The following is a 26,223-nucleotide window of genomic DNA, read 5'->3' on the forward strand; positions in this document are numbered from 1 at the left end:
ACGTGCCGCACCGTCCATTTGCGGCATGGTCGTCGCGTGTCGGCCCGGAGAGGGCCGCTCGGGACTCGGCGTTCACGAGACTGACCTCATGAGTGAAGAACCCGGTCCCCAGCCGTCGGCGGAACGACGCGAACGCGAGCAGACCGTCGTCATGGCGACCCTCACCGTCCTGGCGGGCGCGGTCGACGCGGTCAGCTTCCTGACCATGGGGCATGTCTTCACCGCGCTGGCCACGGGCAATCTGCTCTTCCTGTCCTTCGCCGTCGCCGGCGAAGGACAGGTACCGGTGGCGCGCCCCGCGATCGCCCTGATCGCCTTCGTCCTGGGGGCCGCGGCCGGAGCCCTGGCCACCAGCGGACTCGTCGCACGACACCGGCACTGGTTCGCGGCAGCCCTGACCGTGGAAGGGGTGCTCCTGGCGCTCGCGGGTGCGACAGCTCTGTGGCGGCACGGTTCGGGCTCACTCGCCGACGACCCGGACAACCTGGTCATCGCGATGGTCGGTTTCGCCATGGGCCTGCGCGCGGACACCGCCCTGCGCGCGGCTGTTCCCGGCATGCCGACGCTGCTGGTCCAGGTGTCGCTGGTCCGCCTCATCCACGGCCTCACCGGGTCCATTTCCGGACCTCGGCAACGGGGGGCGATCCGGGTCCGACTCGTCGCGACCGTCGTCGGCATCTTCGCGGGTGGCGCCCTCGGCACACTCATCACGCCGTGGGGTACGGGACATGCACTGCTCGCCATCGCGGCCGCGGTCCTGATCGTCGCCGCACTCAACGTACTGCTCGTGCGGTATCACCTGCTCGCGCCGGAGCTCATCGGCTGAACTCCCCTCCCGGGCAGCCCCGCCCCGCGACGGCGCCACGGGCCGGGAACACCGAGGTCTCTCGCGGCGTCAGCGATTGCCGCCGCGCTTGCCGAGTTGAAGTCAGGGCGACAGTATCTGTGCAGGTCACAGCCGGGCATCGGTTCGTGGAACAGTATTTCTGTCGAAGATCGGCAGCGGCTATTCTCCGCGTATGTCCCCAACCGCTGCGCAGCGTCTGCTACGTGACGACCCGCGCACCGCCGAGGTGGCCGCACGCGAAGTCGTCCCCCTTCCACTCCGCAGGGCGGAGGCCCTCCTTCGTACCCTTCGGTCCGGGGAGAGGGTACTGGCCCTCTATCACCAAGGGCTGGGCTACGCCGCGCTCACCCGGGACGCGCTCATTCTCCTGAGCGGAGAGGCGCCCTCGCGCGTCGTGAGGCCGTTGGTGATTCTGCGCCCTGCCTACAGCGGTGCGTCACGCGTGGACGTGTCCGTGAACGGGCTGGCCATCACCCTGTGGGGGTCGCGGATCGACGCGTCGGGCGAACTTCTGCAGGGGACCGGAACGACGGTGTCCGGCTCGTCCGCCGATGATCCGCGCCTGGCCGATGTCGTCGCGGGCGAGCGGATCTCGTTGCCCGACGACCACAAGAAGGCGCTGCTCGCGGAGCTCGAACCCGGCGAATCCGTACGGTCTCTCTATCAGTGCGGCTGGGGCTACGCCGCGCTCACCGGGAACGGACTCGTCCTCGTCCGCAACCTGATGGCGCCCAAGGCGACACGGGTGCCCGAACCGGTGTCCATCCTTCGCCGCGAGTCCGGCATCCTCAACGCCGCCGTGATCGTCGTCGACGGCAAGGAGTACAGACTTCACGGATCCCGGCTCGACCCGAAGGGGGAACTCCTCGCCGAGTCGGGACAACTCCTGCCTGCCGACTCCTCCCTGCGCCCCCGTGGCAGGGCACGTCTTTCGGCATGGGTCCGCAGACGCCCCGTCCTCGCCTCCCTCATCGCGGCAGCGATGGTCTCGGCCGCCTGGAACGCTGGGCACGAGACACCCGCCCGGGCCGGGGCCGACCACGCCGTCGTCGTGCCGGACTTCAAGGGAGCGGCCCTCACCACGGCCGTCGCGGACGCACGACGCCAGTCCTGGATGAAGGTGACGACGGCCGATGCCTCCTCGTCCTTCCGCCGGGTGCCGGCCTCGGCACCCGGCTTTCGGGTCTGCTTCCAGTCGCCCTCTCACGCTGAGACGGTTCGCCCGTCCGCCAGTGCGCTGACGCTCTACGCGGTCCCCGAGAAGGAGGCATGCCCGACGCGACTGCTCGCTCTGCGACGGATCGTCATGCCGGGCCTCGTCGGCGAGAGGTACGACCGGGCCTCACGTCTCCTCGGCGACCTCGGCCTCGAGCACCCGGCCGCATGGCACGCGTACACAGGGCAGCGCCTGGACGGCGGATCGCGTGACGTGGACGACTGGCGGGTGTGCCGCCAGCAGCCGGAACCCGACCACGAGGTCTCGCTGCCCACCCAACCCGGCCTCTGGCTGATCGGTCCCGGTGACCAGTGCACCAAGCCCAGCCCGAAGCCGAAACCGAAACCGAAACCGAAACCGAAACCGAAACCGAAACCGAAACCGAAACCGAAACCGCAGCCGCGCACCGGGGGCACGAGCGGCTCCACCTCGGCAGGTGGTACGTCGGGTGGCACGTCCGCAGGTGGCACCAGCGGTGGCGGTTCCACAGGAGGCTCCACGGGCGGCTCCTCCGGGACGACGGGCGGAACCACCGGCAGCCGGCCCGGCATCCAGTTCGGAGGGTACTGCTCTCCCGTGGGCGCCATCGCGACCACTGCCGACGGGCGGCCCGCGAAGTGCTTCATGGGCAGGGACGGCCGGGCTCGATGGGGCTACAACTCCGGCTGATGCGGGCCGGCCCGTGAGGGAACCCTCGATGTTGCCGGATACCGGCAGTCCAGCGGGGGTTCCATGTTCCGAGCCGCACCCTGACGACCCGTCGGTGGCGTGTGGCTGACTTGTGCCCGGAGTGAAGTGAACGTGGGGGGAGCGGCCGTGCAGACGGTGGACATGTGGGTGTCGGCGCGAAGCCGGCGGCAGGCGTGGCGGCACGCGGCGGCCTGGACGCTGCTCGGATCGGCCTTGCTGGCGGTGGCCTCGGGTGTGAGCGTCGCCGTTCCCGAGCGGGTTGCCACGGAGAAGGCGTTCTTGGCCGCCCGGCCCTGCGACGGCGACAGAGCGGCACCGGACACGGCCGACTGCCTGCGCACGATTCGTGGGACGGTGCTCTCCGCCGAGAACGTCAAAAGTGGCAAGGCGACGGTCTTCCGGGTGAGGTTGCGGCCGCCTGTTCCGGCCCCCGCCGATCAGGCGCTCGACCTCGACTCGCACGGCGATCTGTCGGAGCTCATCAAGCCGGGCGAGGAGGTCGAGGTCACCGCCTGGCGGAACGTCGAGGTGTCCGTCAGACACGACGGGGTCCACGAGACGCTTCCCGGGCTGCCGGACGAGGACGCCACCGGCTTCGTCGGAATCGCCCTGGCCTGTGCCTGGTTGGCGGCCCTTGCCTTCATCGCCGCTTTCGGCAGCGTCCGGCGGGCACACCGCGCCGCCACCGGCCGCCCCGTCGTTCCCCGGGTCCCGTTCGGCGTGGCGAAATGCGTGGGCGTGGTCGTCCCGCCTTTTGCCGTGGCGCTCTGCGTCGGCCGTATCTGGGACACCTGGACGGCCGTGGTCATGGCGGTGATCATCTCGGCACTCATAGCCGTACCGGTGACGATTCTCGCTCTGCGCTGGGACCGGGAGCCCACCCCGGCGCCCCTGCCCGACCAGCAGCCCGACACCGCGCTCAGTGGGTCCGGCTGACTGCGCACGAGAGCGTCAACGCACTCGACGACTGGCCCGCTCCTTCAGCGCCCTTGCCACGGTGGGGAGTTCCTCATGCGCCAGTCTCCCCAGCAACGCGCCGGCGAAGACGACGACGCCCACACCGACCAGCCAGGACTGGACGACCAGGACGGTACCGAAAGGGCCGTAGGTGACTGCGCTGGAGGCGATCAGCGGTGAGAAGACCAGACGGGAGAAGACCCGGAGACCGAGCAGACCCAGTGCCGTCAGGGCCGCGCCGGGCAGCAGGGCCCCCAACGCGATCCGGCCGCCGAGCAGCATCCACTGCGACCACCAGAAGAACAGGACGGCGGTCAGAGCAGCAGTCAGCGTGCCGACGGCCGAGTGGCGCCACAGTGTGGTGGTCGCGGACACGTAGAGGGATCCGATGAGCACGGCGAGCCACAGCACTTGGCGCCATCTCGCGTACCAGCGGGCCGGGGGCAGGTCCCAGACCTTCTCGTAGCCCGTCTGTACCGCCGCACCGAAGCTCAGTCCGAAGACGGCGAGGGCGGCGAGTCCGAAGGCGGTCGTGGTCTGCAATACCTGTGCGGGCCCGGCGAACAACCGCGCGACCTGGTCCCTGGCGGCCCTCGACACACCGAGCCCGTCCCCCAGCCACTGCGCGAACCCCCGCCCGTGCGCCGGATCGGCGGCGGAGACGACGATCAGGAGCGGCACCAGGGTCAGGAATCCGAGCGCCGCGAAGCCCAGCGACCTCTGGCCCAGTTCGATCTCTCTGCTCCGCCGCCATCCTCGGCCGGCCGGGGAATCGCGCAGCGCCCGGCACAGCCGTACCCGCACGGATGGTCGGTCGTGGTGGTCGGTGGCAGGGGGAGCCTTCTTCGACATGCAGGTCGATTACCACAGACGCCGACATTCCCAACAGTTTTGGGAGAGCGTCGTATCGGTCTCGCCCCGGACGACGGATCCCGCGCAGCACGACCGTCGGCGGGCCGCCCGTGTCCCCCGCGTCATGGGTGAGCCCGGCCGGAAGGCGAGCCGTCCGGCCGGGCCGAGGGGCGACGAGGTGGGGTCAGCCCAGTGCGAACTTCTGGGCGGCCGCTCCGTTGCAGTCCCAGATCTGCAGACGAGTGCCGTTGGCGGTGGCGCCGTTGGGGGAGTCCAGGCAGCGGCCCGACTGCGGGTTGAGCAGGGAGCCGTCGGCCTGTTGCTGCCAGACCTGCCCCCCGGCCGCGCCGCAGTCCCACAATTCGACCTGGGTGCCGTTGGCGGTGCCGTTGCCGATGATGTCCAGGCAGCGGCCCAGCGTGTGCAGCCGGCCGTCCGAGCTGTGGAACCAGTGCTGGTCGACCGCGTACGACTGGCAGCCCCACAGCTGTACGGCGGTGGCGTTGGCTCCGTTGTCGTCCCCGGCCACATCGGCGCAGGTGCCGCCCGGTCCTGTGACGGGCGCGCCCGCGTTGACGGCGAACTTCTGGGCGGCGGAGCCGTTGCAGTCCCAGATCCGCAGGCGCGTGCCGTTGGCGGTGGCGCCGTTGGGGGAGTCCAGGCAGCGGCCCGACTGCGGGTTGAACAGCGAGCCGTCGGCGCGCTGCACCCACTTCTGGCCTCCGACCCCGTTGCAGTCCCACAGTTCGACCTGGGTGCCGTTGGCGGTGCCGTTGCCGATGATGTCCAGGCAGCGGCCGATGGTGGCGAGGGACCCGTTGGCGTTGTGCGTCCAGTACTGGTCCTCGGCGTAGGACTGGCAGTTCCACAGCTGTACGGCGGTGCCGTTCACCCCGGTGTCGTCCGCGGCGACGTCGACGCACTGGTTTCCGGGGCCGCCGATCGTGCCCTGCGGACCGTTCGGGACGTTGGTCTGGCCCGAGTAGCCGACGGAGACGATGTTCGCCTGGACGGCGTTCTCGGCCGCGTCGGTCGGATAGCCCGAGACCATGACACCCTCGAAGAACGTCCCCATGTTCCAGTTGCTGTTGTCGCCGCCCGTGCCCAGGATGATGCCGCCCTCCTGCTGCATCGGCCGGTAGCCGCCCCGTGTGGGCAGCGCTCCGTCCCACCAGGTGGTCAGGCCGCCCGCTTGCGCGTTGCCGCCCTTCAGCGCGTAAGTGGTCTGCCCGTTGTTCTTCAGGACGGCCGTGACGTACGTGCTGTTGTTGCCCTTGTTCGCGGTGTTGGAGCCGTTGTCGCCCTGGAACATGCCGTTCTCCAGGTCGGCCTCGATCCAGGGTCCGGAGCCGCTGCAGGGCGCGAAGTAGCAGGTGGTGGCGATGGAGACGGCGTCCATGTGTCCGTTGCCGGTGTCGGCCGGGGTGGACTCCGCGTTTCCGTAGTCGAAGCAGCAGGCGGAGCCGACGTGGGTGCCGCTGGCCACCATGTAGGCGCCCTCCGGCTGGCCGTTCACGGCGACGCCCGACGCGGCGCCGTGCGAGCGGTAGCCGACGCCGGGGGAGATCCAGATCCCGTACACCTTGTGGCCGCCCGCCGTGACCGCCAGCTCACTCGCGTCCGCACCGCGGTCGGCACCCATTCCGGCCGTGCCCGCGGGGCCGGGGAACAGGTCGTTGTGGCGGGACGTCTGGTCGTACACCTTCGAGATGCTGCACGTGGTGTTCGCGCAGAAGCTGTCCTGCTGGGCGGCGTTCGCGTAGCCGCCGGCCGACAGCAGCCCGATGTCGGAGGTCGCGCCGTCGGAGGCGCGGGTGACTTGATAGAGCGGGCCGTTGTACGCCGAGAACAACGCGCGTGTCGTGCTGTGGGCGGCGACGCACGGGGTGCCCGCGCCGGCGTAGATGTCGCAGGGCTGTGAGCCCGCCGCCTGGGCGACGCCGGGCATGCCGACCAGGAAGGTCACTAGGAGGCCGAGTGCGGCGGCGACGGACAGCAGGGCGCGACGCAGTCGAAGCGGTCGGGGTACCGGCCCGGCCGCCGGAGACGGGAAGAGACGCGAGGAGGCAGATCTTCTTCTGCGCATGTGTGCTCCCAAGGTGGAGGGTGGAGCTACAACTCGCCCTCGGAGCAGCCGAGTTCAGGCTGCCTGACGACTGAGTCGGAAGTTACGCGCGTTGGTCGATTGCGTCAATATTTGTTGCTTTCCTTTCTGGTCGACCCTTCCCTGTGTCCGAACGTGTGGCTTTGCGGCGATCGCGGTTGGTGTGGTGGCCCATCCCCGACGCGGCCTTCCCGCCGTACCGGAATGCCGGTGCCAGTCCGGACGAATGGGGTGCTGCCGCCCCGTACCGCCCGCCGCGACCGGGCGACTCCGGAGCGGGGTAGACCTACTTCGGCAGCGGGGTCGACCTACTTCGGCCGGATCGTCCCGTAAGCCGTCGGATCCCCGCGGGGCGCCCTGAACAGCGGTGTGCGACCCGGAAATTGAAAAACCTACGACGACCGAAAAGCGACTACTGCGGCCCGCCGGAGTTTTTTTGACCGGCTCTACTGTGCAACATTCGGGCGAGGTCGAGTAACACCCTTGGAGGGGAAACGCGTTGTCGCCCACCACGGGATCCGAACACCGGTCCCTGCACGTCCTCACACCATCCAGTGACGAATCCCTGACCACCGAATGGGCCGGTGGAAAAGGGAAGAACCTGCACACCCTGACCGCGTCCGGATTTCAAGTACCGCGCTGGTCGATCATCGGCCTGGACGTATTCGCGGAATTCTGCCGCGGCGGCGGACTGGACAAGTACCTGGCACGGCTGCTCGCCGACGACCGCCGGTCGAGCGCCGGCCGGATCGCTGCGGAGATCGCCCGCCTGATCGAGGCCGCACCGCTCGACGACCGTGTCACGGACGCCATCGGGCTGGCCTACGGGCTGGCCGGCGGCGGCGCGGTGGCCGTCCGCTCGTCCGGCGCGCGGGAGGACGGCGCACGCCACTCCTTCGCCGGACAGTTCGACAGCTTCCTGAACGTCCGCGGTCTCGGCGAGGTCATCGCCCACGTCCGCCGCTGCTGGGCCTCCGCGTTCTCCGAACGCTCCCTGTGCTACCGGGCGCAGCACCGACTGCCGCCCGACGCCGGCGGGGTCGCCGTCATCGTTCAGCGCATGGTCGCGGCCGAGCGCAGCGGCGTGCTGTTCACCGCCGATCCGACGGCCGAATGCGCCGACCGGTATGTCGTCAGCGCCGTCCACGGGCTGGGGGAGGGACTGGTCTCGGGCGCGGTCGACGCCGACACCGTCGTCCTCGACGCCACCACCGGCGAGCCGCTCACCACGGTGATCGGCGACAAAGAGCAACGCTACGACGCCGGATCCGGAGTCGGCTGCCGGGTGTCACCCGTCGCCGACGAGGACCGCGCCACACCGGTCCTGACCGCCGCCGACCTCGTCCGGCTGCACGAGGCCGGGGCCCGCGTCACCGCTCACTACGGCGCCCCCCAGGACATCGAATGGGCCATCGCCGAGGACACCCTGTGGATCCTGCAGAGCCGGCCGGTCACCACCCTCGCCCCGGCCGCCGGCCCCGCGCCGGAGCCCGCGGGAGACCTGCGGATCTGGGACAACTCCAACATCATCGAGAGCTTCAGCGGCGTCGTGTCCCCGCTCACCTACAGCTTCGCCGCAGACACCTACGCGAAGGTATACGACAGTTACGCCCGTGCCCTCGGTGTCCGCGGCGAGCAACTGCGCGCGGTGCAGGAGTGGACCCCGCACCTGCTCGGCTATGTCCACGGGCGTGTCTACTACAACCTGTTCCACTGGTACCGCATGGTGCGCCTCGCCCCGCTGTACCCGCTCAACCGGCGCGTCCTGGAGAAATCCCTCGGTGTCGCCGAGAGTATTTCCGACGAAGTCGCCGACACACTCCATCCGTTCCCGCCCCGGCCCGGACTGCGCGGCCGGATCTCACGCCTGGCACGAACGATGATCTTCGCCGGCAGATTCCTCACCATCCGGAAATCGGTGGAGACGTTTCACCGAGATTTCTATCGCGCGTACACGGTATTCAACAGCGTCGACTACGACGCACTGCCCGGAGACGAGACCTACCGTCGTTTCCGGCGGCTGCAGCGGGAACTCATCGAGAAATGGGGTCCGATGCAGACCCTGGACGCGACGATCCTGCTCTCCGTGGGACTGCTCGCGCTGCTCACCCGCAGATGGCTTCCCGCGGCGCCCGAATGGTTCACCTGGGCCGCGGCGGCTCCCGGCGGCGCGCTGGAGTCCGCCGAACCGGTGTGGGCACTGCGTGAGTTGGCCGCCCAAGCGCGCGCCGACACCGGGATCCTGCACCTGTTGGAACGCGCCCCCGGCGCCGACCTGCACCGGGCGCTGCGCGACGCGGGCCACACCCGGTTCCTGGCCGCCGTCGACGCGTACATCGCCGACTACGGCTACCGCAGCCCCGACGAACTCAAGCTGGAGGTCGCCGACCTGCACGAGAATCCGGCAGGACTCTTCACGCTGCTGCGCGACGTGCTGGCGGAGACCGGCGACGGCGGCGCGCCGGACCGCGGCGACGAGGCCGACGCCTACCTCGACCGGCATCTGCGCGGCCCGCGCCGCCTGTTGTACGAACGGGTGCGGGGCAAGGCCCGCGCGGCGCTCGCCGACCGGGAACGGCTCAGGTTCTGCCGCACCCGCGCCTTCGGATCGGCGAAGCGCATGCTGCGCGCGCTGGGCCGCGACCTCGCGCGCGCCGGTGCCATCGACGCCTGGGACGACGTGTTCCTGCTGCGTCTGGAGGAGATCCGCGGCGCCTACGAGGGCATGATCGCCCACACCGAACTGCGGGACCTCGTCGTGCTGCGCCGCAGGCAACTCGCCGCCGACACCGCGCTGCACGCCCCTTCCCGCTTCACCACCCGTGGCGCCCCGTACTGGTCGGGCAACCTGGAACGCGCCGGATGGAGCAGCGGCCCGGCCGCCCCCAGCGGTGCCCGCGAGCTGACCGGCGTCCCCTGCTGCCCCGGCGTCGCCGAGGGGCCCGCCGTGGTCACCGACACCCCGCGCGACATCGGAGGCGGCATCCTGATCACCTACCGCACCGACCCGGGGTGGGTGACCGCACTGCCCTCGGCCGCCGCCCTCGTCATCGAACGTGGCAGCCCGCTCACTCATGTCGCCGTCGTGGCAAGGGAGTTGGGTATTCCGACGGTGGTTCAGGTGAAGGGCGCCACCACCGAGATCCGCACCGGCACCCGGCTGCGGGTCGACGGCGGCGCCGGGACGGTGACCGTCCTCGCCGACCCGCCGCGCGACAGGACGATCGATGCTCCGGACAGGACGACCGATGCTCCGGACAGCCCCCGAACGGAGACACACCAGTGATTCTCAGCGAGGACCGGCTGCAGGACCTGCTCGACAAGTCCCTCGCCGAACTGCCCCCTGGCACCGAGTGGGCCGTGGCCCTGGAGGGCTCCATCGCGGAGGGATTCGGCAACCCCTCCTCCGACATCGACTTCCTGCTCGTCGGCCGCTTCGACGACGACCCGCCGACCATGCCGTCGCTGCTCTTCGTGGACGGCCGCCGGGTGGAGATCCGTACCCGGTCGTTGCGCCAACTCGCCGACCAGTTACGGGCGGTGGAGGAAGGTGCCGAGCGGCCCGGGCGGCTCTCCGAAGATCTCCTCAACCGCTGCCAGCGGGTGCTGCACAGCCACCCGCTGCGCGGCCACGCCCTGGTCGAGGAGGTGAAGGCGATGCTGCCCGTGGCGCGGTTCCGCCGGATCGCCGCCGACTGGTGGGCGCACCGGGCCCGTCAGTCCCTGCGGCACGCGACGGCGCTGCTGTGCCTCGGTGAGAGTGACGAAGCCGTCGACTGGACCCGCGCCGCACTTGTGCAGAGCGTCAAGTCCTGGGCGGCCGGCCTGGGCGAGACCTACCTCGAACCCAAATGGCTGTCCATGCAACTGGACCGGGCCGGGCGGGTGGACATACGCGACCGCTACTGGGCCCTGGAAGCGGCCGCTCTCCAGCCCGCCGGCACCCACACTGGCACCGGCACCCACACCGGAACCGGCACGGACGCCGGCACCGACGCTGCCCAAGCCCTCCTGACCGCCTGCCTCGACTTCGCCGAGGATCTCGGACTCACCGACGTTCCCCGGCGGCCCGAGCGGCTCACCGTCCGACGCGCGGCCGGGGTGACCACCTGGCAGACCGGTGAACGCGTCCACGTCGTCCGCGGCGGCCGAGAGGTGTTCGCCCTCGGCCCCGACGCCGGAGCCGTCTGGCGCTCCCTCGTCCTGGGCAGGCCGCTGCCCCGTGTGCTGGCCGAGGCCGCCGGCACCGGCGTCACCGAACCCGGCGCGCTGCTCGCCGTCTTCCTGCGCTACGGACTGATCCGCCTCGCCTGGAAGGGCGGCGGCCCCGTCACCCCCTCGCTGCCGCTCGCCGCCCCGCCCGGCCCCGTGACCCCACCGCCCTCCACCGCACAGCCGCTGCTGTCGGTGCGCGGCGCGGCCGTCGGCGGACCCCGCGCCGTCGACCTGATGCCCGTGCCGGCCGACCGGTTCGCCGCCGCGGCCATGGCCCTGGTGTGGTCCAACGTGGTCGTCGAGAACGCCGTCGAGGATCTGACCGGGGCGCTGCAACGCGGCCAGTGGCGGGTCGCCGAACTCACCGCGCGGCGCGCCGTGCACGCCGCGCTGCGCGCACTGTTCAGCGCCCACGGCGTCAACCCGCTGCCCGCCGACTCCGACCTCGTACGCCGCATGGACCTGCTTCCGCCCGCCACCCGGCCGATCGGGGTCCGCGCCGGGGAACTGCTGCGGTGCGGCGTGGACTGCGTGAAGGACGGCGACGCTCTCCTCGGGGAGCTGCGGTTCTTCATCGACCTGGTACGCGGCGCCGTGGGCGCCGACTCCTTCCCGCTCTCCTTCGACTCCGCGGACACCTGGCGGGCGACCCTGCGACTCGGCCACGACTGGCTGCGCATCGGCGCCCATCTCGGCGCGGAGCTGCCCATCGAAGAGGCCCGGGACCTACTGGCCGGCAACGGGGCCCAGCCGCACCAGGCCCTGTGACGGCACCGGGCTCCCGGAGCGCACCGGGCTCCGGGACAGCACCCCACCCCACGTTCCGCGCGGAGGATTCACCGATGTCCGATCCGATCACGTCCGATCCGATGACGGTGCTGGTGACCGGTGCCAGCGGCTTCGTGGGCGCCGAAGTGACCGCCCGGCTCGGCGCCGCGGGCCACACCGTGCTGGCGCTGGTGCACCGCAACGGCGACCTCGTCCGCAACAACGGCAGAAGACTCACCGCCGGTCGGGGCACCCTCATCCGGATCACCGGCGACATCACCCGCCCCGGCCTCGGGCTGAGCGACGACGACCGACGGCTCGCCGCCACCGCCGACCGGATCGTGCACTGCGCCGCCGTCACCGACTTCGGACTCCCGAAGGACCGGTACGAACGTGTCAACGTCGAGGGCGTCCGGCACGTCCTGGCCCTCGCGTCGGCAGGCCGTACCCCGCTGGTGCACGTCAGCACCGCCTACGTGTGCGGGGAACGCGACGGCATCGCCCGCGAGGACGAGCTCGACCTCGGCCAACGCCCGGGCAACGACTACGAGAAGAGCAAACTGGCCGCCGAGACGCTGGTCCGCAAGGCAGCGGCGGACGGTCTGCCCGTGACCGTGGTCCGCCCGAGCATCGTCACCGGCGCTGCCCGCACCGGCCGCATCCGCGACCTCAAGACCATCTACCCCGTGCTCCGGGTCCTCACCAGGGGCCTGGTACGCACCGTGCCCGGTCACCACGACGCCGTCCTCGATCTGGTCCCGGTCGACCGCGTCGCCGACCTCGTGACCGCCGCCGCCACGCGTTTCCAGGACGCCGAGGGCCGCACCCTGCACGCCGTCGGCCACGAGCTGACGCTGCGGGACATGTCCGACGTCCTCGCCGAGTACCCGTCGTTCCACGTGCCGCGGTTCGTCCCCCCGTCCGCGTTCTCCGCCGAGGCCCTGCCCGGCCGTGAACGCCCCTACTACGACCGTGTCGTCTCCCTGTACGACCCCTACTTCCGGCGCCGTGTCCGCTTCGACGCCACCCACGCCGAGGCCTTCGGCCACCGTCCGGCGCCGTCCGGCGGACGGCCCTACCTGCGGCGCCTCCTCGACCACTGCCTCGCGACCGGTTATCTCGGCCCGTCCCCGCCCAAGAAGCCGGCCGCCGCCCGACCCGACGGGAGCACCCACCGATGACCCCCGCCCACCTCGCCGAGCCCTCGTACGGCATCCCCGTGTCCCCCCTGCTGACCTGCCACCCCGACAAGCGACGGCTGTACGGCGCCGACACCTACTACCAGGAGAGCCACGAACAACTCGCGGCCCTCACCGGCGACATCACCGGCTTCGCCCACCGGCATGCCGCGCTGCTGCTCAAGCCGGACGCCGTCGTGGCCCGCAGGCTGGACGCGGCCGTGGAATGGCTGTCCGGGCAAGGCTTCAGAATCGTCGGCGCGGCGGTCACCCGGCTGACCCGCACCATGATCCGCTCCCTGTGGTACTTCCAGTGGAATCTCGCCACCCCCTACCGCAGGCGGCTGGCCGCACTCTTCCTGGAGGACGCCGACGCCCTCGTCCTGCTCGTCCGCCCCGAGCACGACCTGGACGTGCCCGCGTCGGTCGAACTCACCCGGCTCAAGGGGCCCACGGACCCGGACACCCGCCGGCCCGGCCAGCTGCGCCATCTCCTGGGCCGCTACAGCTACTTGCTGAACCTCGCGCACACCGCTGACGAACCCGCCGACGTCCTGCGCGAGTTGGCCGTCCACTTCGACGACACCGCGCGCGACCGCCTGTTCCGCTCCGCCCTCGCCGACGAGGACCGCACCTTGGAGGCACTGGAGTTGACCGGCCGGCTGTACGCCGCCACCAAGCCCCGGGACCTCGACTTCGACCCCGCTGTCGCACGGCTGCGCGATGCCGTATCCCGGCACGGGGGCGCCGACGCCGCCACCACCCCGCGCGCGCTGCTGGAGACCGCCTGGGCAGAGGGGATCGACCTCGACCCGTGGGACACCGTCATCGTCGGTTCAAAGGTGCTCCCCATGCGGCACCCCGGCCGCGCGCCCGTGCTGGACGGAGCCGACGCGGACACCTGGCGCCGCCACCTGGACACCGTCCGCGCCCCCGCGAACTGAGGAGCGGCCCATGCAGTTCACCCGGACACTTCCCAAGGAACTGGTGCACCGCTCCGCGGTCGCGGAGGTCTTCCTGACCGACGCCGAGCGCCACGGCGAGGACGAGATGCTGCTGGCCGCGCGGTTCCCCCGCCGCCACGCCTTCTACGACGACACCCTCGCCCGCGGCGACCGCCTCGATCCCTTTCTGCTCCTTGAGGCGTGCAGGCAGGGCATCTTCGTGGTGGCCCACCGCTACCTCGGCGTCCCCCCGGGGCACAAGTTCCTGCTGCGATCCGTCGGATTCGAGGTGCCGGACCCGGCAGCCCTCGCCCGCGGCGACCGCCCCACCGAGGCGGTCATCACCACCCGGGTCGAGCGGCGGTTCCGCACCCGGGCCGGAGTGCGGGGCCTGCGGCTGCGCTTCACGCTGACCGTCGGCGTCCGTGAGGCACTGCTGGCCCGCATCGACTACTCCTGGATGCCGCCCGAGGACTGGACCAGCCTGCGCGCCGGACAGCGCGGCGCGCTGGGCCTGCCCGCCGTGCCCGTCGCACTGCGCGGACCACGTGTCGACCCCGCCCTCGTCGGCCGGTGTGTCCCGGCCAACACGGTCATCTCCCCGCCGAGCACCGGGAAAGACGGCACCCACGCGGCGCACGTGTTCGCCGAGACCACGCACCCGACCCTGTACGACCACTGGGTGGACCACGTGCCCGGCATGCTGGAACTGGAGGCCTTCCGCCAACTCGCCCTGCGCGCGGCCGTGGCAGCCGGCACCGTCCACGCGTGCGGAGCGCTGCCGGTCGCCCTGGCCGCGCGGTTCCGCCGCTTCGCCGAGATGGACCTGCCGCTGGAGTGCCGGACCGCTCCCGTCCTGCCGGGCGCCGACATCGAGTGCACCCTGCGCCAGCCCGGCGCCCTGGCAGCCGAGGCCCGGATCAGGCTCGCGGATCCGGACGCCGCCGGACCGGCGCGTGCCCTCGCGGCGCCGACGGCCCACGCTGCAGCATGAGCCCGGCCGCATCCACCCGGCACCCGGCCGACACGCACGCGACATTCACCCGACCGGAGGGTTCCGCAGTGACCACCGTCGCCGCCCCCCAAGTGCCCGCCAGACTGGGCCGGTTCGTGCTGCGCATGTTCCGGCCGCAGATCTACGTCACCTACGGACTGCTGTGGGTCCTCGCGCTGGAGGGTTCGGCGGTGGCCGTGACCGGTACGGCCTGGCGTCCGTCCGGCGCCACCTGGGTGCGGGTCGTCAGCGTCGTACTGGCGCTGCTGTTCCTGCGGATGCTGGACGAGCAGAAGGATCTCGCCCACGACCGTGTCCACCACCCGGACCGGCCGCTCGTCACGGGCGCGATCACCGCGACCGAACTGCGCGGCGCGATGGCGGTGATCGCCGTGGTGGTGACGGGCCTGAACGCCGCCCGGTCGGTCACCGACGCACTGCTGATCCTCGCGGCCTTCGCATACGGACTCTTCCTCGCCGTACTGGAAAGCCTGTCACCAGCCGTACGCGACCGGCAGCTGCTCAACCTGGCTGTCACCTACCCGGTGCAGCTGCTGCTCGGCGGCTATGTCTACGGCTCGCTCGTCGCCGCGGGGACCGTCACCGCCAACTGGCGCTGTGCCGCACTGCTCGCCCTGTGCGCCTGTGTCTTCCTGCACTTCGAGTTCGCCCGCAAGACGGCCTGGGAGGCACCACCCGGTGCCCGTCTGTACTCGGCCGGCCTCGGCCCGCGCCGCGCCGCCGTGGTCACCGCGGGCCTCGCGGCCGGGGCGGTCGGCTGCCAGGTCCTGCTGTTCGCGCCGCAAGGCCCGCTCGGGCTGCTGCCCTGCCTGGCGGCCGTCCTGCCCGCCCTGGCCACCCGTCGGTTCCTGGCCGCCGGGCGCGGCGGGTGGCCGCTGCCCGCCGCGACGGTTTTCGTCGTGGTCACGTACCTCGCGCTCGTCCTCCAGGCGGTACTGCTGCCGTGAGCGACGAACTTCCCTTGTCCTGCGAGGAGTTGCTGACCACCACGCGATGTGTGCGGTACGGCCTGGACCTGGACCGGGCGGTCGACCCGGACCTGGTCGAGGACTGTCTGCGCGTCGCCCTGCAGGCACCCAACGGCAACAACCGGCAGAACTGGCGGTGGATCCTGCTCACCGACCCGCGGATCCGCGCGGACGTCGCCGAGGTGTACCGGACCGCGTTCTACGACCGCAACTCCGCCGAACTGGAACGGCTCGCGGAGCTGCCCGAGGCCTCCCGCTCCGTGCTCGGCGCCGCCCGTGCGCTGGCCGACCGGCTGCACCGGGTGCCGGTCCTGGTCATCCCCTGTCTCGAAGTGGCCGACGGACGGCTTCCGACAGGCAACCAGGCGGGTCTGTGGGCGTCGTTGCTGCCGGCCGCCTGGAGCTACGCGCTGGCCGCCCGCAGCCGCGGTCTGGTCACCGCCTGGACGGCGGTGCACCTGGACCGTGAACGGGAGGTGGCCGACCTGCTGGGTCTGCCGCCCACCGTCCGGCAGGGGGCGCTGCTGCCGACGGCCCACCCGCTGCGCGGCATGTTCCGGCCAGGACCGCGGCTGCCGCTGGAGCAGGTCCTGCACCACGACGGCTGGCAGGGCGGCGCCCGCCCGGCGTGAGGGGCAGGGCCCGGTCGGCGAGTACGGCGCCGGGGTCGAGAGCGCGGCTGACGAGCCGCTGGGCGGCGGCCGTCATCACCCGGCTGTGTCCGGCTCCGGCGAGGACCGCGCGGCGTGCGACGAGCCGGTCCAGCGGGCAGGACCGTGGTGCCGTCGTCGGCTGTACAGGTGCGCTGTCCCGTGAGGCGCGTGCCCGGGATTCCGGCGCCGAGCTCGTGGACGAATCCGCCAAGTGGATTAAAGATGCGGAGATCGGGCGACTTCAAGGTGTACTTCGTCCGCGCAGGGGCAGAGAGCAGGTGCCTTGCGGGCTATCCAAGCCGCGCCGCACTCATACAACTCGATCATATGGCGACGGAAATGACCCCTCTCTCCGGCGGGCACCCGACGGTCCCCGTGCTGCTGAACCTGGCCGACGCTCCCGTCCGCGAGGAGAACCGCGAGGCCGTCCTTCAGCGACTCGCCGACACTGCCGCCCGCCTGCCCGGCGTCGAGTCGGCCGGATGCGTTCTCACGGCCGCCGACGGGGCCGTCGTCCAGAGTGCGGCAAGCGACGACTTGGGGCGCCGACTGACCTCCATCCAAGTCGAGTTGGGCGAAGGGCCCGCCCTCGACACCTGCCGCATCGCCAAGCCGCTGGCCAACGTGCCCATGGGCCACCCGCACACCCGTACGCGCTGGCCCCGCTTCGCCGCGCAGGCGGTGACCGCGGGTGTCACCGCCGTCACTGTGCTGCCTCTGCGGTACGCCGACCGCATCCTCGGCGCCCTCAACCTGTACCACGGGCGCGGCGCCCAGCCGCCGGTGGACGTGGCCACGGGCCAACTGCTCGCCGACGCCGCCGCGATCGGCCTCGCCCACCGTGCCATGCTCGACGATCTCCGGTCCCGGGAGAAGGAGTTGCGCACCGCACTCGACAGCCGCGTCATCATCGAGCAGGCCAAGGGCCTGCTCGCCGAACGCCTCAACTGCACTGTCGACGACGCCTTCGACCTGCTGCGCCACCACGCCCGAAGCCGCCAGATCAAACTCGCCGACGTCGCCCGCGCCGTCGTCCACGACCCGACGGACGGGCCCTTCCCCGCGCCCCGGCCCTGACCGGGGCCGACCGGTTTCTGCGCCGGCCGAGAGCCACCGGGTTCCGGCCGCAACCGGCCGACGCCGCACGGCCGGAGGCCCGGTTCGCACGGAGACCTGCCATCGGACGGTGCGAGGTGTGGGAGGGTGGAAGGGATCGACCAGCCTGGTCCCTCGGCTTGAGACGTCGGTGACCCGCCTTCCATACGGGCTGACTCGCGGCACGTACCGTGCCCGTCGCTTTGAACGCCGGACTTCGCACGGCACCCGCTGTGCGCCTGGCATCAGGAGACAACCTTCCGGTGTCCCGGGCTGCCACCCCGAAGTATTGGGGGAGCCCATGAACAAGCCGTTCGATCTACGTGTTCTCGGCAGCACCGTACTGCTCACGATCTGTACGAGTTCCGATCGTTCCCATGTCGCCCAGCTGAGCCTGGCGCTGGCTGCGGTCCTCTCCCGGGACACCGAAGTGATCGTCCTGGATCTGGGAAGGATCTTCAGACGGCGGGGCGACGCCGACCAGTTCCTTGGCATGGTGCGTTCCCGTGCGGGCACGAACACCGCACTGCTTGTCGTACTGGGCCGTAGCGGACCGGGCGGCCGGCTGCTGGTCTTCGCTCAGCCCCGGACCGAGGCGACCGGCGGCCGGGAGCACAGACTCACGGAGATGCGTCGTCTCCTCCACGTCCGTCAGCTCGAACACCGTGCTCGCGGTATGGCGATGGCGGCCGGGCAGTACGGCCCTTGCTGACCGTCGGGGGTGTGTCACGGACCCGGCGCGCGAACCGGGCGCCGGTTGCGCGGTGTCCGTGGGGGACAATGGGAGGAAGCGGCCCTCGGAGGTGACAGTGGTGGAGTCGGATCCCCCTGAAAAGCCGGATGAAGGCGCGGCGGGTGACTGGCTGTCGATGGACACCGTGGCCCTGGGGCGTCTGACCGAGGTGCTGCTGTCCGCGGTGGCGGGGGAGCGGAGGAGCGATGTACCGGCCCGGCTGTGCCAGGCCTGCGTCGACCTCCTCGACATCACGGGGGCGTCGATCTCGCTCAGTGGTGACGCGGACACGCGTGCCACCTGGTGGTCGAGCGACACGGTCGCGGCGCGCCTGGCCGAGGCCCAGTACAGCCTGGGAGACGGCCCGTGCCGCAGCGCGCTGAACGCGGTCGCCCCGGTACTGGCGGCCGATCTTGCCGGTGGGCAGGACGCGCGGCGCTGGCCGGTCTTCGCGCAGCAGGCGGTCGAGCTCGGTGTCCGGGCGGTCTTTTCTCTGCCGTTGGGCAGCAGTGCCGTCGCGATCGGCACACTGGACCTCTACCGCCGGACGCCGGGTGCCCTGTCCGAACGGGACCAGTCCTTCGCCTTCCCGGCGGCGGACGCCATCACCACCGCGCTGCTCGCCCTGCAGGCCTCGTCCTCGACCGCGGCGGAGGATTCCGCCTGGCTCGACGCGGCCGAAGCCGACCACGACGAAGTCCACCAGGCAACCGGCATGATCATGGTCTTTCTCGATCTCGACGCGCCGCACGCACTGGCCCGGCTGCGCGCCCACGCCTTCACCCGCAGCCAGAGTGTGACCGAAGCAGCTCGCGACGTCATCGCCGGGAGAATCAGCTTTCATGACTAGACCCGTCCCTCCGGCAGCCCGGAGCGGGAGAACGGTGACATCCGCATGAGTCGCGAGCAGCAGATCACCGAGGCCTTCGTCGGTCTCACCGACATCGTCGCCGACGATGTCGATCCCACCGTTCTTCTGCACCGCCTTGTCAGTCACTGTGTCACCCTCACCGCGGTGGATGCCGCAGGCGTCATGCTGGCCACCGCCCGGGGCGGCCTGCGCGCCATCGCCGTCACCGACGACCGTGCCGCGATGGTCGAGCTGTTCCAGATCCAGACCGGCCAAGGCCCGTGCGTCGACTCCTGGCGTACCGCTCAGGCGGTCAGCGCACCTGACCTGTCCGTCTTCACCGACCGGTGGCCGGTCTTCGTCCCGTTCGCCCGCACCGTCGGGTACGCCGGCACCTACGCGTTTCCCCTGCGCGTCAGGGACCAGGCCGTGGGCGCCCTCAATCTGCTGACCAGGACCACCGGAGCCCTGACCGGGCAGGACACCGGGCTTCTGCAGGCCCTGGCCGATGTCGCGGCCATCGCTGTCGTCCAGTGGACGGTCGAACCGCTCCGCCCGGCGGACATCGTCACCCGGGTCCAGGCGACGGTGTCCTCCAAGGCCGCCACCGACACGGCCGTCGGCATGCTGGCCGCCGCCGGATCTCTCACCGTGCAGGAGGCCGCCCGGGCCTTGCGCCGCTGCAGCGGAATCCGTCACCAACGCTCCACCGAGGTGGCGCAGGCACTGATCCGCCGCGAACTGAGCCCGGAGACGGTTCTTGGGGAGAGCCGCTGAACAGGCTTCCGGCGGCCCGTACTTCACCGCCGACGGTTCTACGAGGTTCCCGCCGCGGAAGTCGGACCAGGGCATCGTCGCTGCCCGGAACGCAAGTACAGTCGGCGCACGGAACGAGCGGAGGAGCCCGGGTGCGCACAAGAGACAACGGTGCCGGGGACGGTGGCCATCAGCACGGCCGGAGAGCCAGGGTCATCAGACGGATACAGGTCGCGCTGTTCTGCCTCGTCGTCCTGCTGGTCGGATTCCGTGTCTGGGAGCGGGAGCACAGTGGGGGTTCGAGCTCGGTCCTGTTCGGTCTGATGGCCGCTTCGGCCTTGTCCGTCGGAGTTCTGGAGCGCTATCGGGCGACCGCCGTACCGCCCGCTCCGACGAAGGCGGATACAAGGCCGACATGAGCCTGCTGACCGGCGAGGACCGGCCCACCGCGATCACGGCCTGAGCCGACGTGGTGGTACCCGGCACATGGCGGGCGACCCAGGAACTGGGCCGGCGGATCCCCGAGGACATCACCTGGGTCGCTGCAACAACACCGCTGTGGCCGACTTGGCCACCTGTACCTGCGGTACCGGCACGGCGAGGACCGTCGAGCAGCATGCGAGCGAGGACACGGACACCTGGGACGGTGAGGAGTCGAGACTCTGGACCAGCTGGGACGACGGAACCAGTGGCGGCCGGATCGAACTCGCCGACTTCCTCACCACGGCCGGGCTGCGACCGGCACCGGCCGCCGAGGTCTGCTGGGCCACGGGATGTGCCATGGCGGCGAGGTCGCTTCCCGTTCGGCGGCGGCCCATGCCCCGCCCGCGCGCGGGGCTCAACTGCCTTTCTTTTCCCCTCCGTCAGCTTCAGGGCGCGCTCGTCTCGGCGGCGGTGGACCCGTTGGGCGAGCAGGAGCACAGGGAGCAGAGGCCGCCACAACCCCTTGGGGGCCCGTGTGCCGGGGAGCCGGCTGTTGCCCGGGCGCCGAGTCGCCGGCCGCGCCGGTCAGCCGACCACCGGGCTGGGGGTCGGGGAGGCGGTGTTCACGTTCAGGTCGGGCCGCGGGGTGAGGACGACGATCGGGGCGCCCGGCTGCGGCGGGGGCGGCGTGAGCTGGTCCTTGGGGAGCGTCGGCGGGGCGCTCTGCTGGGCGAGGACCTGGTCGAAGTTGATGGTTCCGGTCTTCTCCATCACGGTGATGTGGTCGAGGACCGTGTCGTTCGCGAGGTTCGCGAGCTCGCGTACGAGCGTGTTCTCGGTGGTGGCGCGGACCTTGGCGATGACCGTGAAGATGCTGCCGTGGGTGACGCGCAGGATGTTGGCGGCGGTCGTGTCGAACTGCTTGCCGTTCTGGGCGACGGAGGTCGCCACGAACTGCTGCTGCTGCGGAGACGCCTGGTTCGGCAGAGTGATGTTCAGCTGTATGGCGACCTTGCGGTCCAGCTCGTCGAGGCGGGCGTGTCCCACGATCAGGTGTTTGCCCGCCTCCCGCATCGCCGGTGTCGAGCCCTTCTTCAGCGCGATCTCACCCAAGGGGTACTCCCACAGTCCGGCCGCGCGGACCTTGACGACGAAGTCGCGGTCGGCCTCGGTGAGCGGGCCCCACTGAGTGTTCGCGATGACGCGGGTCTGGGCGCTGGACGTGGTCTGGAAGCCGAGCATGGTGGGGTAGGCGACCGCGGCCAGGGTCAGGGCCACGGCACCGCCCACGAAGACCGTTCCTGCCATGTTGCGTGAGACGGGCATGGTGCCTCCTGACGTAATGATCAGATTTCGCAGGTGGTACGGCTGCCGCGCCCTCAGTGATCATCGCGCCGGGTAAAAATACGCACACCGTCCTGTGATGTGCGTCACGGTCGAGCGGGTCGCACTGCCGAAGCCGGCCGGGAGGCGTGGTTCGAGCGTGGTTCGGCAGTGATTTTCAGAAGGGGTGCGAGAGGCCGGCCGAGATCGCCGAAACACTCTCCATCAATCGATTGATCGGCGCCCTCCGGCGACGTATCCTCCCCGCCATGCCCGACTCACCACCCGCCTCACCGGCACCCGCCCCACCGCCCGCCGATGCCAGTCGTGAACGCATCATCGCGGCCGCCACCTCCCTCTTCGCCGACCACGGCTACGACGGCACCAGCACCCGCCGGATCGCCGCCGAGGCAGGGCTGAACATGGCCACCGTCGCGTACCACGTCGGCGGGAAGCCGGACCTCTACCGGGAGGTCATGCTCCGCGCCCACCTCGCCGAGCAGCGGGTGCTGACGGACGCGCTGGTCGCGTTCCGGGCGCTCGCGCCCACCGATCCGGTCGCGGCCGTCACCGGCCTGGTCGACCGGTACCTCGACTTCTGCCTCGACCAGCCGCACGTCCCGGCCCTGTGGATGCGCCGCTGGCTCTCCGACGCCGCCGAGTTCGCGGATCTGGAGGCCGCCTACGCGCGCCCGCTGATCGAATCGGTCCGCGACACGGTGCGCGAGGCCGTCCCGGCCGTACTGCCGGCCGGGTCCGCCGCGCCCGCCGACATCGAGATGACCGTCTGGACGGTGCTGTGGAGCACCCACGGCTTCTGCCGCTCGGGCATCCGCGCCGAGGTCCCGCGCTTCCGCGCCCACCTGCGCGCTCTCGTCCTGCGGGATCTCGGGCTCGCCGCCGAGGAACCGCGCGACCAGGGGTGCGGATGACGACCGCCCTGGTCCCCCCGACCACCGACGGCGAACTCACCCGACGCCGTCTCTTCGTCTACGGCCTCGGCTCGGTCGGCACCGGCATCTTCTCCACCGTCCCCGGCCTGCTGCTGCTCTACTTCATGACCGACGCGCTGGGCGTCCCGGCAGGCATCGCCGGACTCGTGGTCGCCCTGCCCAAGGCATGGGACGCCGTGTTCAACCCCCTCGTCGGTGCCGCCAGCGACCGTGAGGCCGTCCGTACCGGCCGACGGACCCGGCTGCTCGTCGCCGGCGGGCTCGCGCTGCCCGCCGCGTTCGCCGCGATGTTCCTGTCCCCGATGACCGGCACAGGTGCGGCGGTCTGGGTGACCGTCACCTTCGTTCTGGCCGCGAGCGCCTTCTCGTTGTTCCAGGTGCCGTACGTCGCCCTGCCCGCCGAGATGTCGTCCGTACCGGCCGTCCGCACCAGGATCATGGTCTGGCGGATCGTCTTCCTGACCCTGGGCATCCTCGTCGCGGGCGGCGCGGCCCCGCTCGTGGTCGGCGTCGCGGGTGGCGGCCGTACGGGATACGGAGCGATGGGCCTGGCCGTGGGCCTTGTCATCGCGGTGGTCCTGATGGTGCCCGCCCTCGGCACCCGCTGGGTGCGCTCACGACCCGGACCCGAACCCCTCGGCCTGGTCGCGGCCTTCCGCACCGCACGCGGCAACCGGGCGTTCTTCGCGCTGCTCGCCTCCTTCGTGCTGCAGGCCGCCGCCGTCGCGATCATGCTCGCGGCCGCACCGTACGTCGCCACCTACCGCCTGGGCGGCTACGGCCTGACCTCGATGCTCTTCGTCTGCCTGGTCGCGCCCAGCGCCGTCGCCGTCCCGCTCTGGGCCAAGGCCGCCGGACGCTGGGGGCGGCTGCGCTGCCTCACGGTCGCGACCTGCGGTTACGCCGCCGGCGCGGTGGCCCTGCTCCCGGCGGCAGGCAGTGGCAGCGGCACCGCGGCGATCGCCCTGACGCTCGCGCTCTGCGGGCTGCTGGGCGTCTGCTACGCGGCCCTGCAGGTCCTGCCGCTCGCCCTGCTGCCCGACACGGTGCACGCCGACAAGGCCAGGACCGGCCAGGTCCAGTCCGGTGCGTTCACCGGACTGTGGACGGCCGGTGAGACCGTCGGCCTCGCGGCCGGCCCCGGCGCGTACTCGATCGCCCTGGCCGCCACCGGCTTCGTCTCCTCGACCCTGGACCATCCGGTCGCCCAGACCGCCACCGCGCGAACCGGCATCCTTCTGGGCTTCAGCCTGGTCCCCGCCCTGCTCATGCTGCTCTCCCTGCCCGCCCTGCGCGCCTACGGCCGCCGCCGCGCCGCCCAAGAAACGGAAACCGCCCGATGACGACTCCTCAGCAGGCCACCGTCCCCGCCCAGGCGGCCCACCCCGGCCTGCCCGAGACCGGCCGCTCCGGCGCCGACCTGCTCGCCGAACTCGCCGTCCTCACCGCCGCCGACCTGCCCACCCGAGGCGGGCACACCACCGCCTACGTCTACGACAGCGGGCGTCCCGAGGTACGCGAGGCCGCCGAGCGGGCCTACCTGACGATGATGGAGGTCAACGGTCTCGACCCGACTGCGTTCCCCAGCATCGTCGCCCTCGAACGCCAGGTCGTCGGGGCGACCGCCGCCCGTCTCGGCGGCGACGACACCACTCCCGGCATCTTCACCAGCGGCGGAACCGAGTCGATCATCCTCGCTGTGAAGGCCGCCCGGGACGCCCGCCCGGACGTTCTCGCCCCGGAGATCGTCGTCCCGGTCACCGCCCATGCCGCGTTCCACAAGGCAGGCAGCTATCTGCGGGTCACCGTTCGCAGCGCACCCGTCGACCCCACGACCTACCGGGCCGACCCTGCGGCCATGGCTGCGCTCTGCAACGAGAACACGGTCCTCGTCGTCGCCTCCGCCCCGTCCTACGCCCACGGCGTCATCGACCCCGTCGCGGAGATAGCCGCCGACGCCGCCGCCCGCGGCATCCCCTGTCACGTCGACGCCTGCGTCGGCGGCTGGCTGCTGCCGTGGCTCGCCGAGGCCGGTGCGCCCGTCCCGGCCTTCGACCTCTCCGTCCCAGGCGTCACCTCGCTCTCCTGCGACCTGCACAAGTTCGGCTACGCCCCCAAGGGCGCCTCCGTGCTGCTGTTCCGCGACGAGGCCCTGCGCCTCAACGCCTACTACGCCTGCGCCGCCTGGCCCGGCTACAGCGTCGTCAACTCCACGATCCAGAGCAGCAAGGGAGCCGGACCACTCGCCGGGGCGTGGGCCACGCTGCAGGCCCTCGGCGCCGACGGCTACCGCGAACTCGGCCGCGCCGCCCTGTCCGCGACCCGGCGGCTGATCAGCGGCGTCGAGTCCATCGACGGCCTCACCGTCCTCGGCACCCCCGAAGCCACCCTCGTCGCCATCGGCACCGACCCGACGGCCGAGGCCCCGCTGGACCTCTTCGCCCTCGCCGACGAGACGCGCGCCCGGGGTTTCTTCCTCCAGCCCCAGCTCAGCCTCGACGGCCTCCCGGCGAACCTGCACCTGACCCTCACCGGGGTCAGCGAGAACGGCGTCGAGGAACTGCTCGCCGTCCTGCGCGACTGCGTCGACATCATCCGTCCGCTCGGGCCTCCGACGCCCCCCGCCGACATCGTCGACCTGCTCCAGCAGGTGGACCTGACCGAGCTCGACAACGCCTCCTTCGCGGCACTGCTCCCCGCCGCGGGCGTCGACCTGACCGGCGACAACGCGGCCCGCATGGCCCCGGTCAACCGCCTCCTGGACGCCCTCCCGGCAGCGACCCGCGAGGTCATCGTCACCCGCTTCCTGTCCGCGCTCTACAGCCCGTACCTGGGCGGGTGAGGACAGCTCCGGCAGCGCGGTGACGGTATCGGCCGAGGAGCCGCCAGGACCATGACGGCTGTGGCCGGGTACGACGAGGACGTACCCGGCCATGATCGCTTTCGCCCCGGTACCGCTGGGCCACGAGGGCCGGACCGGGTCGTCCGGTGCCGGGCGTCCGGGCTCACCGCGCTGTGCGGTGCTTTCGTCCGCCGCGACGGAAGCGCATGCCGGCGTAGGCGAGATCGGCGAGCAGGACGAAGCAGCCGATGATCAGCAGGTAGAACAGTCCGTGGGCGGCGAATCCGATGATGCCCAGGACGAGGGCTACAAGGATCAGGAACAGGAACAGGCTCATCGGTCTCTCCCGGCGGCTTTCGGCGGATCAGCGACGGGCGAGACGGCGCTCGCCCTTGACGCCCGGTGTGTAGGCGAGTTCGTAGTGCGCGAAGACTCCCGGCTCGTCCGTGGCGGGCAGCACGCCGTCCGTGTCGATGGCGGGGGCCTTCTTCACCAGGTTCTTGTCGTGAGCGACCTTCAGGTAGCCGGGCCCGACGGTCGCGCCGTCAAGGGGAACGAACACCAGGCGACGGCGCGTGGGCAGCCCCACGGTCACCGTGGCGAAGGAAGGCCTGTCGGTCGCCGTGTCGACGTAGACGGATTCCAGGATGCCGATCTTGTGGCCACCGGGATCCACCACGTCGTGCCCACGCCATTCGCGGATGTCACCTGCCTCGAACATCATGAACCTCCACAGGGGAGGTACCCCCGATCGCCGACCTGATGCTCTGGGCTCTTCTGTCGCTCCGACGGAATCCGCCGCCGACGTGCTGATCAAGGTGCGTCCGGCACCGGCCTGGCC

At 71.3% G+C, this 26,223-nt stretch carries 24 protein-coding genes; 18 read left to right on the forward strand and 6 right to left on the reverse strand.

Annotation, left to right across the window (positions count from 1 at the left end):
- The first annotated feature begins 88 nt into the window (after positions 1-88).
- From N4G66_RS32280 to N4G66_RS32290, 3 genes are all read left to right on the forward strand, one after another.
- Entirely contained in the window at positions 89-826 is a 738-nt protein-coding gene (locus N4G66_RS32280; protein ID WP_261707810.1) for a YoaK family protein, read from the forward strand.
- Positions 827-1,019: 193 nt separating this feature from the next.
- Positions 1,020-2,732, forward strand: coding sequence for a hypothetical protein (locus tag N4G66_RS32285; RefSeq protein WP_261707811.1), 1,713 nt, complete (start codon positions 1,020-1,022; stop codon positions 2,730-2,732).
- Positions 2,733-2,879: 147 nt separating this feature from the next.
- Entirely contained in the window at positions 2,880-3,689 is an 810-nt protein-coding gene (locus tag N4G66_RS32290) for a hypothetical protein (RefSeq protein WP_261707812.1), read from the forward strand.
- Positions 3,690-3,704: 15 nt separating this feature from the next.
- Here N4G66_RS32290 and N4G66_RS32295 read toward each other — a convergent pair whose 3' ends face one another.
- Positions 3,705-4,562 (reverse strand): YhjD/YihY/BrkB family envelope integrity protein, encoded by an 858-nt coding sequence (locus N4G66_RS32295; RefSeq protein ID WP_261707813.1) that lies wholly within the window; start codon positions 4,560-4,562, stop codon positions 3,705-3,707.
- Positions 4,563-4,746: 184 nt separating this feature from the next.
- Positions 4,747-6,648, reverse strand: coding sequence for an arabinofuranosidase catalytic domain-containing protein (locus N4G66_RS32300; protein WP_261707814.1), 1,902 nt, complete (start codon positions 6,646-6,648; stop codon positions 4,747-4,749).
- Positions 6,649-7,165: 517 nt separating this feature from the next.
- Between N4G66_RS32300 and N4G66_RS32305 the strand changes: the two genes are divergently transcribed.
- The 12 genes from N4G66_RS32305 to N4G66_RS32360 all read left to right on the forward strand — a co-directional run bounded on the left by N4G66_RS32305 (position 7,166) and on the right by N4G66_RS32360 (position 20,260).
- Positions 7,166-9,952: a phosphoenolpyruvate synthase gene (locus tag N4G66_RS32305; RefSeq protein ID WP_261707815.1), complete on the forward strand. Its 2,787-nt coding sequence runs from the start codon at positions 7,166-7,168 to the stop codon at positions 9,950-9,952.
- Complete coding sequence (locus N4G66_RS32310; RefSeq protein WP_261707816.1) at positions 9,949-11,649, forward strand: nucleotidyltransferase domain-containing protein; 1,701 nt, start codon at positions 9,949-9,951, stop codon at positions 11,647-11,649. The genes N4G66_RS32305 and N4G66_RS32310 overlap by 4 nt, the downstream gene beginning before the upstream one ends.
- Before the next feature lie 74 nt (positions 11,650-11,723).
- Entirely contained in the window at positions 11,724-12,830 is a 1,107-nt protein-coding gene (locus tag N4G66_RS32315) for an SDR family oxidoreductase (protein ID WP_261707817.1), read from the forward strand.
- Positions 12,827-13,771, forward strand: a complete 945-nt coding sequence (locus N4G66_RS32320) for a nucleoside-diphosphate kinase (protein WP_261707818.1) — start codon at positions 12,827-12,829, stop codon at positions 13,769-13,771. Before N4G66_RS32315 ends, N4G66_RS32320 begins: the two co-directional genes overlap by 4 nt.
- A 10-nt stretch (positions 13,772-13,781) precedes the next feature.
- Positions 13,782-14,765 (forward strand): ScbA/BarX family gamma-butyrolactone biosynthesis protein, encoded by a 984-nt coding sequence (locus N4G66_RS32325; RefSeq protein ID WP_261707819.1) that lies wholly within the window; start codon positions 13,782-13,784, stop codon positions 14,763-14,765.
- A gap of 68 nt (positions 14,766-14,833) precedes the next feature.
- Entirely contained in the window at positions 14,834-15,733 is a 900-nt protein-coding gene (locus N4G66_RS32330) for a hypothetical protein (RefSeq protein WP_261707820.1), read from the forward strand.
- Positions 15,730-16,386, forward strand: a complete 657-nt coding sequence (locus N4G66_RS32335) for a nitroreductase family protein (RefSeq protein ID WP_261707821.1) — start codon at positions 15,730-15,732, stop codon at positions 16,384-16,386. The genes N4G66_RS32330 and N4G66_RS32335 overlap by 4 nt, the downstream gene beginning before the upstream one ends.
- A 360-nt stretch (positions 16,387-16,746) precedes the next feature.
- On the forward strand, positions 16,747-17,484 hold the full coding sequence (locus tag N4G66_RS32340; RefSeq protein WP_261707822.1) for an ANTAR domain-containing protein: 738 nt from the start codon (positions 16,747-16,749) through the stop codon (positions 17,482-17,484).
- Between the two features lie 319 nt (positions 17,485-17,803).
- A complete protein-coding gene (locus N4G66_RS32345) occupies positions 17,804-18,214 on the forward strand; it encodes a hypothetical protein (RefSeq protein ID WP_261707823.1) in 411 nt (136 codons plus the stop codon).
- A gap of 100 nt (positions 18,215-18,314) precedes the next feature.
- Entirely contained in the window at positions 18,315-19,085 is a 771-nt protein-coding gene (locus N4G66_RS32350) for a GAF and ANTAR domain-containing protein (RefSeq protein ID WP_261707824.1), read from the forward strand.
- A 45-nt stretch (positions 19,086-19,130) separates the two neighbouring features.
- Positions 19,131-19,862 carry a GAF domain-containing protein gene (locus N4G66_RS32355; RefSeq protein ID WP_261707825.1) on the forward strand — a complete coding sequence of 244 codons (732 nt, stop codon included), beginning with the start codon at positions 19,131-19,133 and terminating at the stop codon, positions 19,860-19,862.
- A gap of 131 nt (positions 19,863-19,993) precedes the next feature.
- Positions 19,994-20,260, forward strand: coding sequence for a hypothetical protein (locus N4G66_RS32360; RefSeq protein ID WP_261707826.1), 267 nt, complete (start codon positions 19,994-19,996; stop codon positions 20,258-20,260).
- A gap of 111 nt (positions 20,261-20,371) precedes the next feature.
- Here N4G66_RS32360 and N4G66_RS32365 read toward each other — a convergent pair whose 3' ends face one another.
- Both N4G66_RS32365 and N4G66_RS32370 read right to left on the reverse strand, forming a co-directional pair.
- The gene (locus N4G66_RS32365; RefSeq protein ID WP_261707827.1) at positions 20,372-20,623 is read right to left on the reverse strand and encodes a hypothetical protein; all 252 of its coding nucleotides are present in this window, start codon (positions 20,621-20,623) and stop codon (positions 20,372-20,374) included.
- Positions 20,624-20,849: 226 nt separating this feature from the next.
- Entirely contained in the window at positions 20,850-21,590 is a 741-nt protein-coding gene (locus N4G66_RS32370; protein WP_261707828.1) for a DUF4142 domain-containing protein, read from the reverse strand.
- 266 nt (positions 21,591-21,856) lie between these two features.
- Here N4G66_RS32370 and N4G66_RS32375 point away from each other — a divergent pair, with 266 nt between their 5' ends.
- From N4G66_RS32375 to N4G66_RS32385, 3 genes are read left to right on the forward strand one after another with little or no spacing between them, the layout of a single operon-like run.
- Positions 21,857-22,519, forward strand: a complete 663-nt coding sequence (locus tag N4G66_RS32375; protein ID WP_261707829.1) for a TetR/AcrR family transcriptional regulator — start codon at positions 21,857-21,859, stop codon at positions 22,517-22,519.
- Positions 22,516-23,883 (forward strand): MFS transporter, encoded by a 1,368-nt coding sequence (locus N4G66_RS32380; protein WP_261707830.1) that lies wholly within the window; start codon positions 22,516-22,518, stop codon positions 23,881-23,883. Before N4G66_RS32375 ends, N4G66_RS32380 begins: the two co-directional genes overlap by 4 nt.
- Positions 23,880-25,382, forward strand: coding sequence for a pyridoxal phosphate-dependent decarboxylase family protein (locus N4G66_RS32385; RefSeq protein ID WP_261707831.1), 1,503 nt, complete (start codon positions 23,880-23,882; stop codon positions 25,380-25,382). The genes N4G66_RS32380 and N4G66_RS32385 overlap by 4 nt, the downstream gene beginning before the upstream one ends.
- A 163-nt stretch (positions 25,383-25,545) precedes the next feature.
- Here N4G66_RS32385 and N4G66_RS32390 read toward each other — a convergent pair whose 3' ends face one another.
- Complete coding sequence (locus tag N4G66_RS32390; protein WP_261707832.1) at positions 25,546-25,719, reverse strand: hypothetical protein; 174 nt, start codon at positions 25,717-25,719, stop codon at positions 25,546-25,548.
- A 27-nt stretch (positions 25,720-25,746) separates the two neighbouring features.
- Complete coding sequence (locus N4G66_RS32395; RefSeq protein WP_261707855.1) at positions 25,747-26,103, reverse strand: PRC-barrel domain-containing protein; 357 nt, start codon at positions 26,101-26,103, stop codon at positions 25,747-25,749.
- Positions 26,104-26,223 lie beyond the last annotated feature (120 nt).

The organism is Streptomyces rhizosphaerihabitans (genome assembly GCF_025399795.1).
GTDB lineage: Bacteria > Actinomycetota > Actinomycetes > Streptomycetales > Streptomycetaceae > Streptomyces > Streptomyces rhizosphaerihabitans.

Bases quoted from the DNA above. Each gene is read 5' to 3' on its own strand.
- N4G66_RS32280 (WP_261707810.1), top strand. From the start codon at position 89: ATGAGTGAAGAACCCGGTCCCCAGCCGTCGGCGGAACGACGCGAACGC.
- N4G66_RS32285 (WP_261707811.1), top strand. From the start codon at position 1,020: ATGTCCCCAACCGCTGCGCAGCGTCTGCTACGTGACGACCCGCGCACC.
- N4G66_RS32295 (WP_261707813.1), bottom strand. From the start codon at position 4,562: ATGTCGAAGAAGGCTCCCCCTGCCACCGACCACCACGACCGACCATCC.
- N4G66_RS32300 (WP_261707814.1), bottom strand. From the start codon at position 6,648: ATGCGCAGAAGAAGATCTGCCTCCTCGCGTCTCTTCCCGTCTCCGGCG.
- N4G66_RS32315 (WP_261707817.1), top strand. From the start codon at position 11,724: ATGTCCGATCCGATCACGTCCGATCCGATGACGGTGCTGGTGACCGGT.
- N4G66_RS32320 (WP_261707818.1), top strand. From the start codon at position 12,827: ATGACCCCCGCCCACCTCGCCGAGCCCTCGTACGGCATCCCCGTGTCC.
- N4G66_RS32325 (WP_261707819.1), top strand. From the start codon at position 13,782: ATGCAGTTCACCCGGACACTTCCCAAGGAACTGGTGCACCGCTCCGCG.
- N4G66_RS32340 (WP_261707822.1), top strand. From the start codon at position 16,747: ATGACCCCTCTCTCCGGCGGGCACCCGACGGTCCCCGTGCTGCTGAAC.
- N4G66_RS32345 (WP_261707823.1), top strand. From the start codon at position 17,804: ATGAACAAGCCGTTCGATCTACGTGTTCTCGGCAGCACCGTACTGCTC.
- N4G66_RS32355 (WP_261707825.1), top strand. From the start codon at position 19,131: ATGAGTCGCGAGCAGCAGATCACCGAGGCCTTCGTCGGTCTCACCGAC.
- N4G66_RS32365 (WP_261707827.1), bottom strand. From the start codon at position 20,623: ATGGCACATCCCGTGGCCCAGCAGACCTCGGCGGCCGGTGCCGGTCGC.
- N4G66_RS32370 (WP_261707828.1), bottom strand. From the start codon at position 21,590: ATGCCCGTCTCACGCAACATGGCAGGAACGGTCTTCGTGGGCGGTGCC.
- N4G66_RS32375 (WP_261707829.1), top strand. From the start codon at position 21,857: ATGCCCGACTCACCACCCGCCTCACCGGCACCCGCCCCACCGCCCGCC.
- N4G66_RS32380 (WP_261707830.1), top strand. From the start codon at position 22,516: ATGACGACCGCCCTGGTCCCCCCGACCACCGACGGCGAACTCACCCGA.
- N4G66_RS32385 (WP_261707831.1), top strand. From the start codon at position 23,880: ATGACGACTCCTCAGCAGGCCACCGTCCCCGCCCAGGCGGCCCACCCC.
- N4G66_RS32390 (WP_261707832.1), bottom strand. From the start codon at position 25,719: ATGAGCCTGTTCCTGTTCCTGATCCTTGTAGCCCTCGTCCTGGGCATC.
- N4G66_RS32395 (WP_261707855.1), bottom strand. From the start codon at position 26,103: ATGTTCGAGGCAGGTGACATCCGCGAATGGCGTGGGCACGACGTGGTG.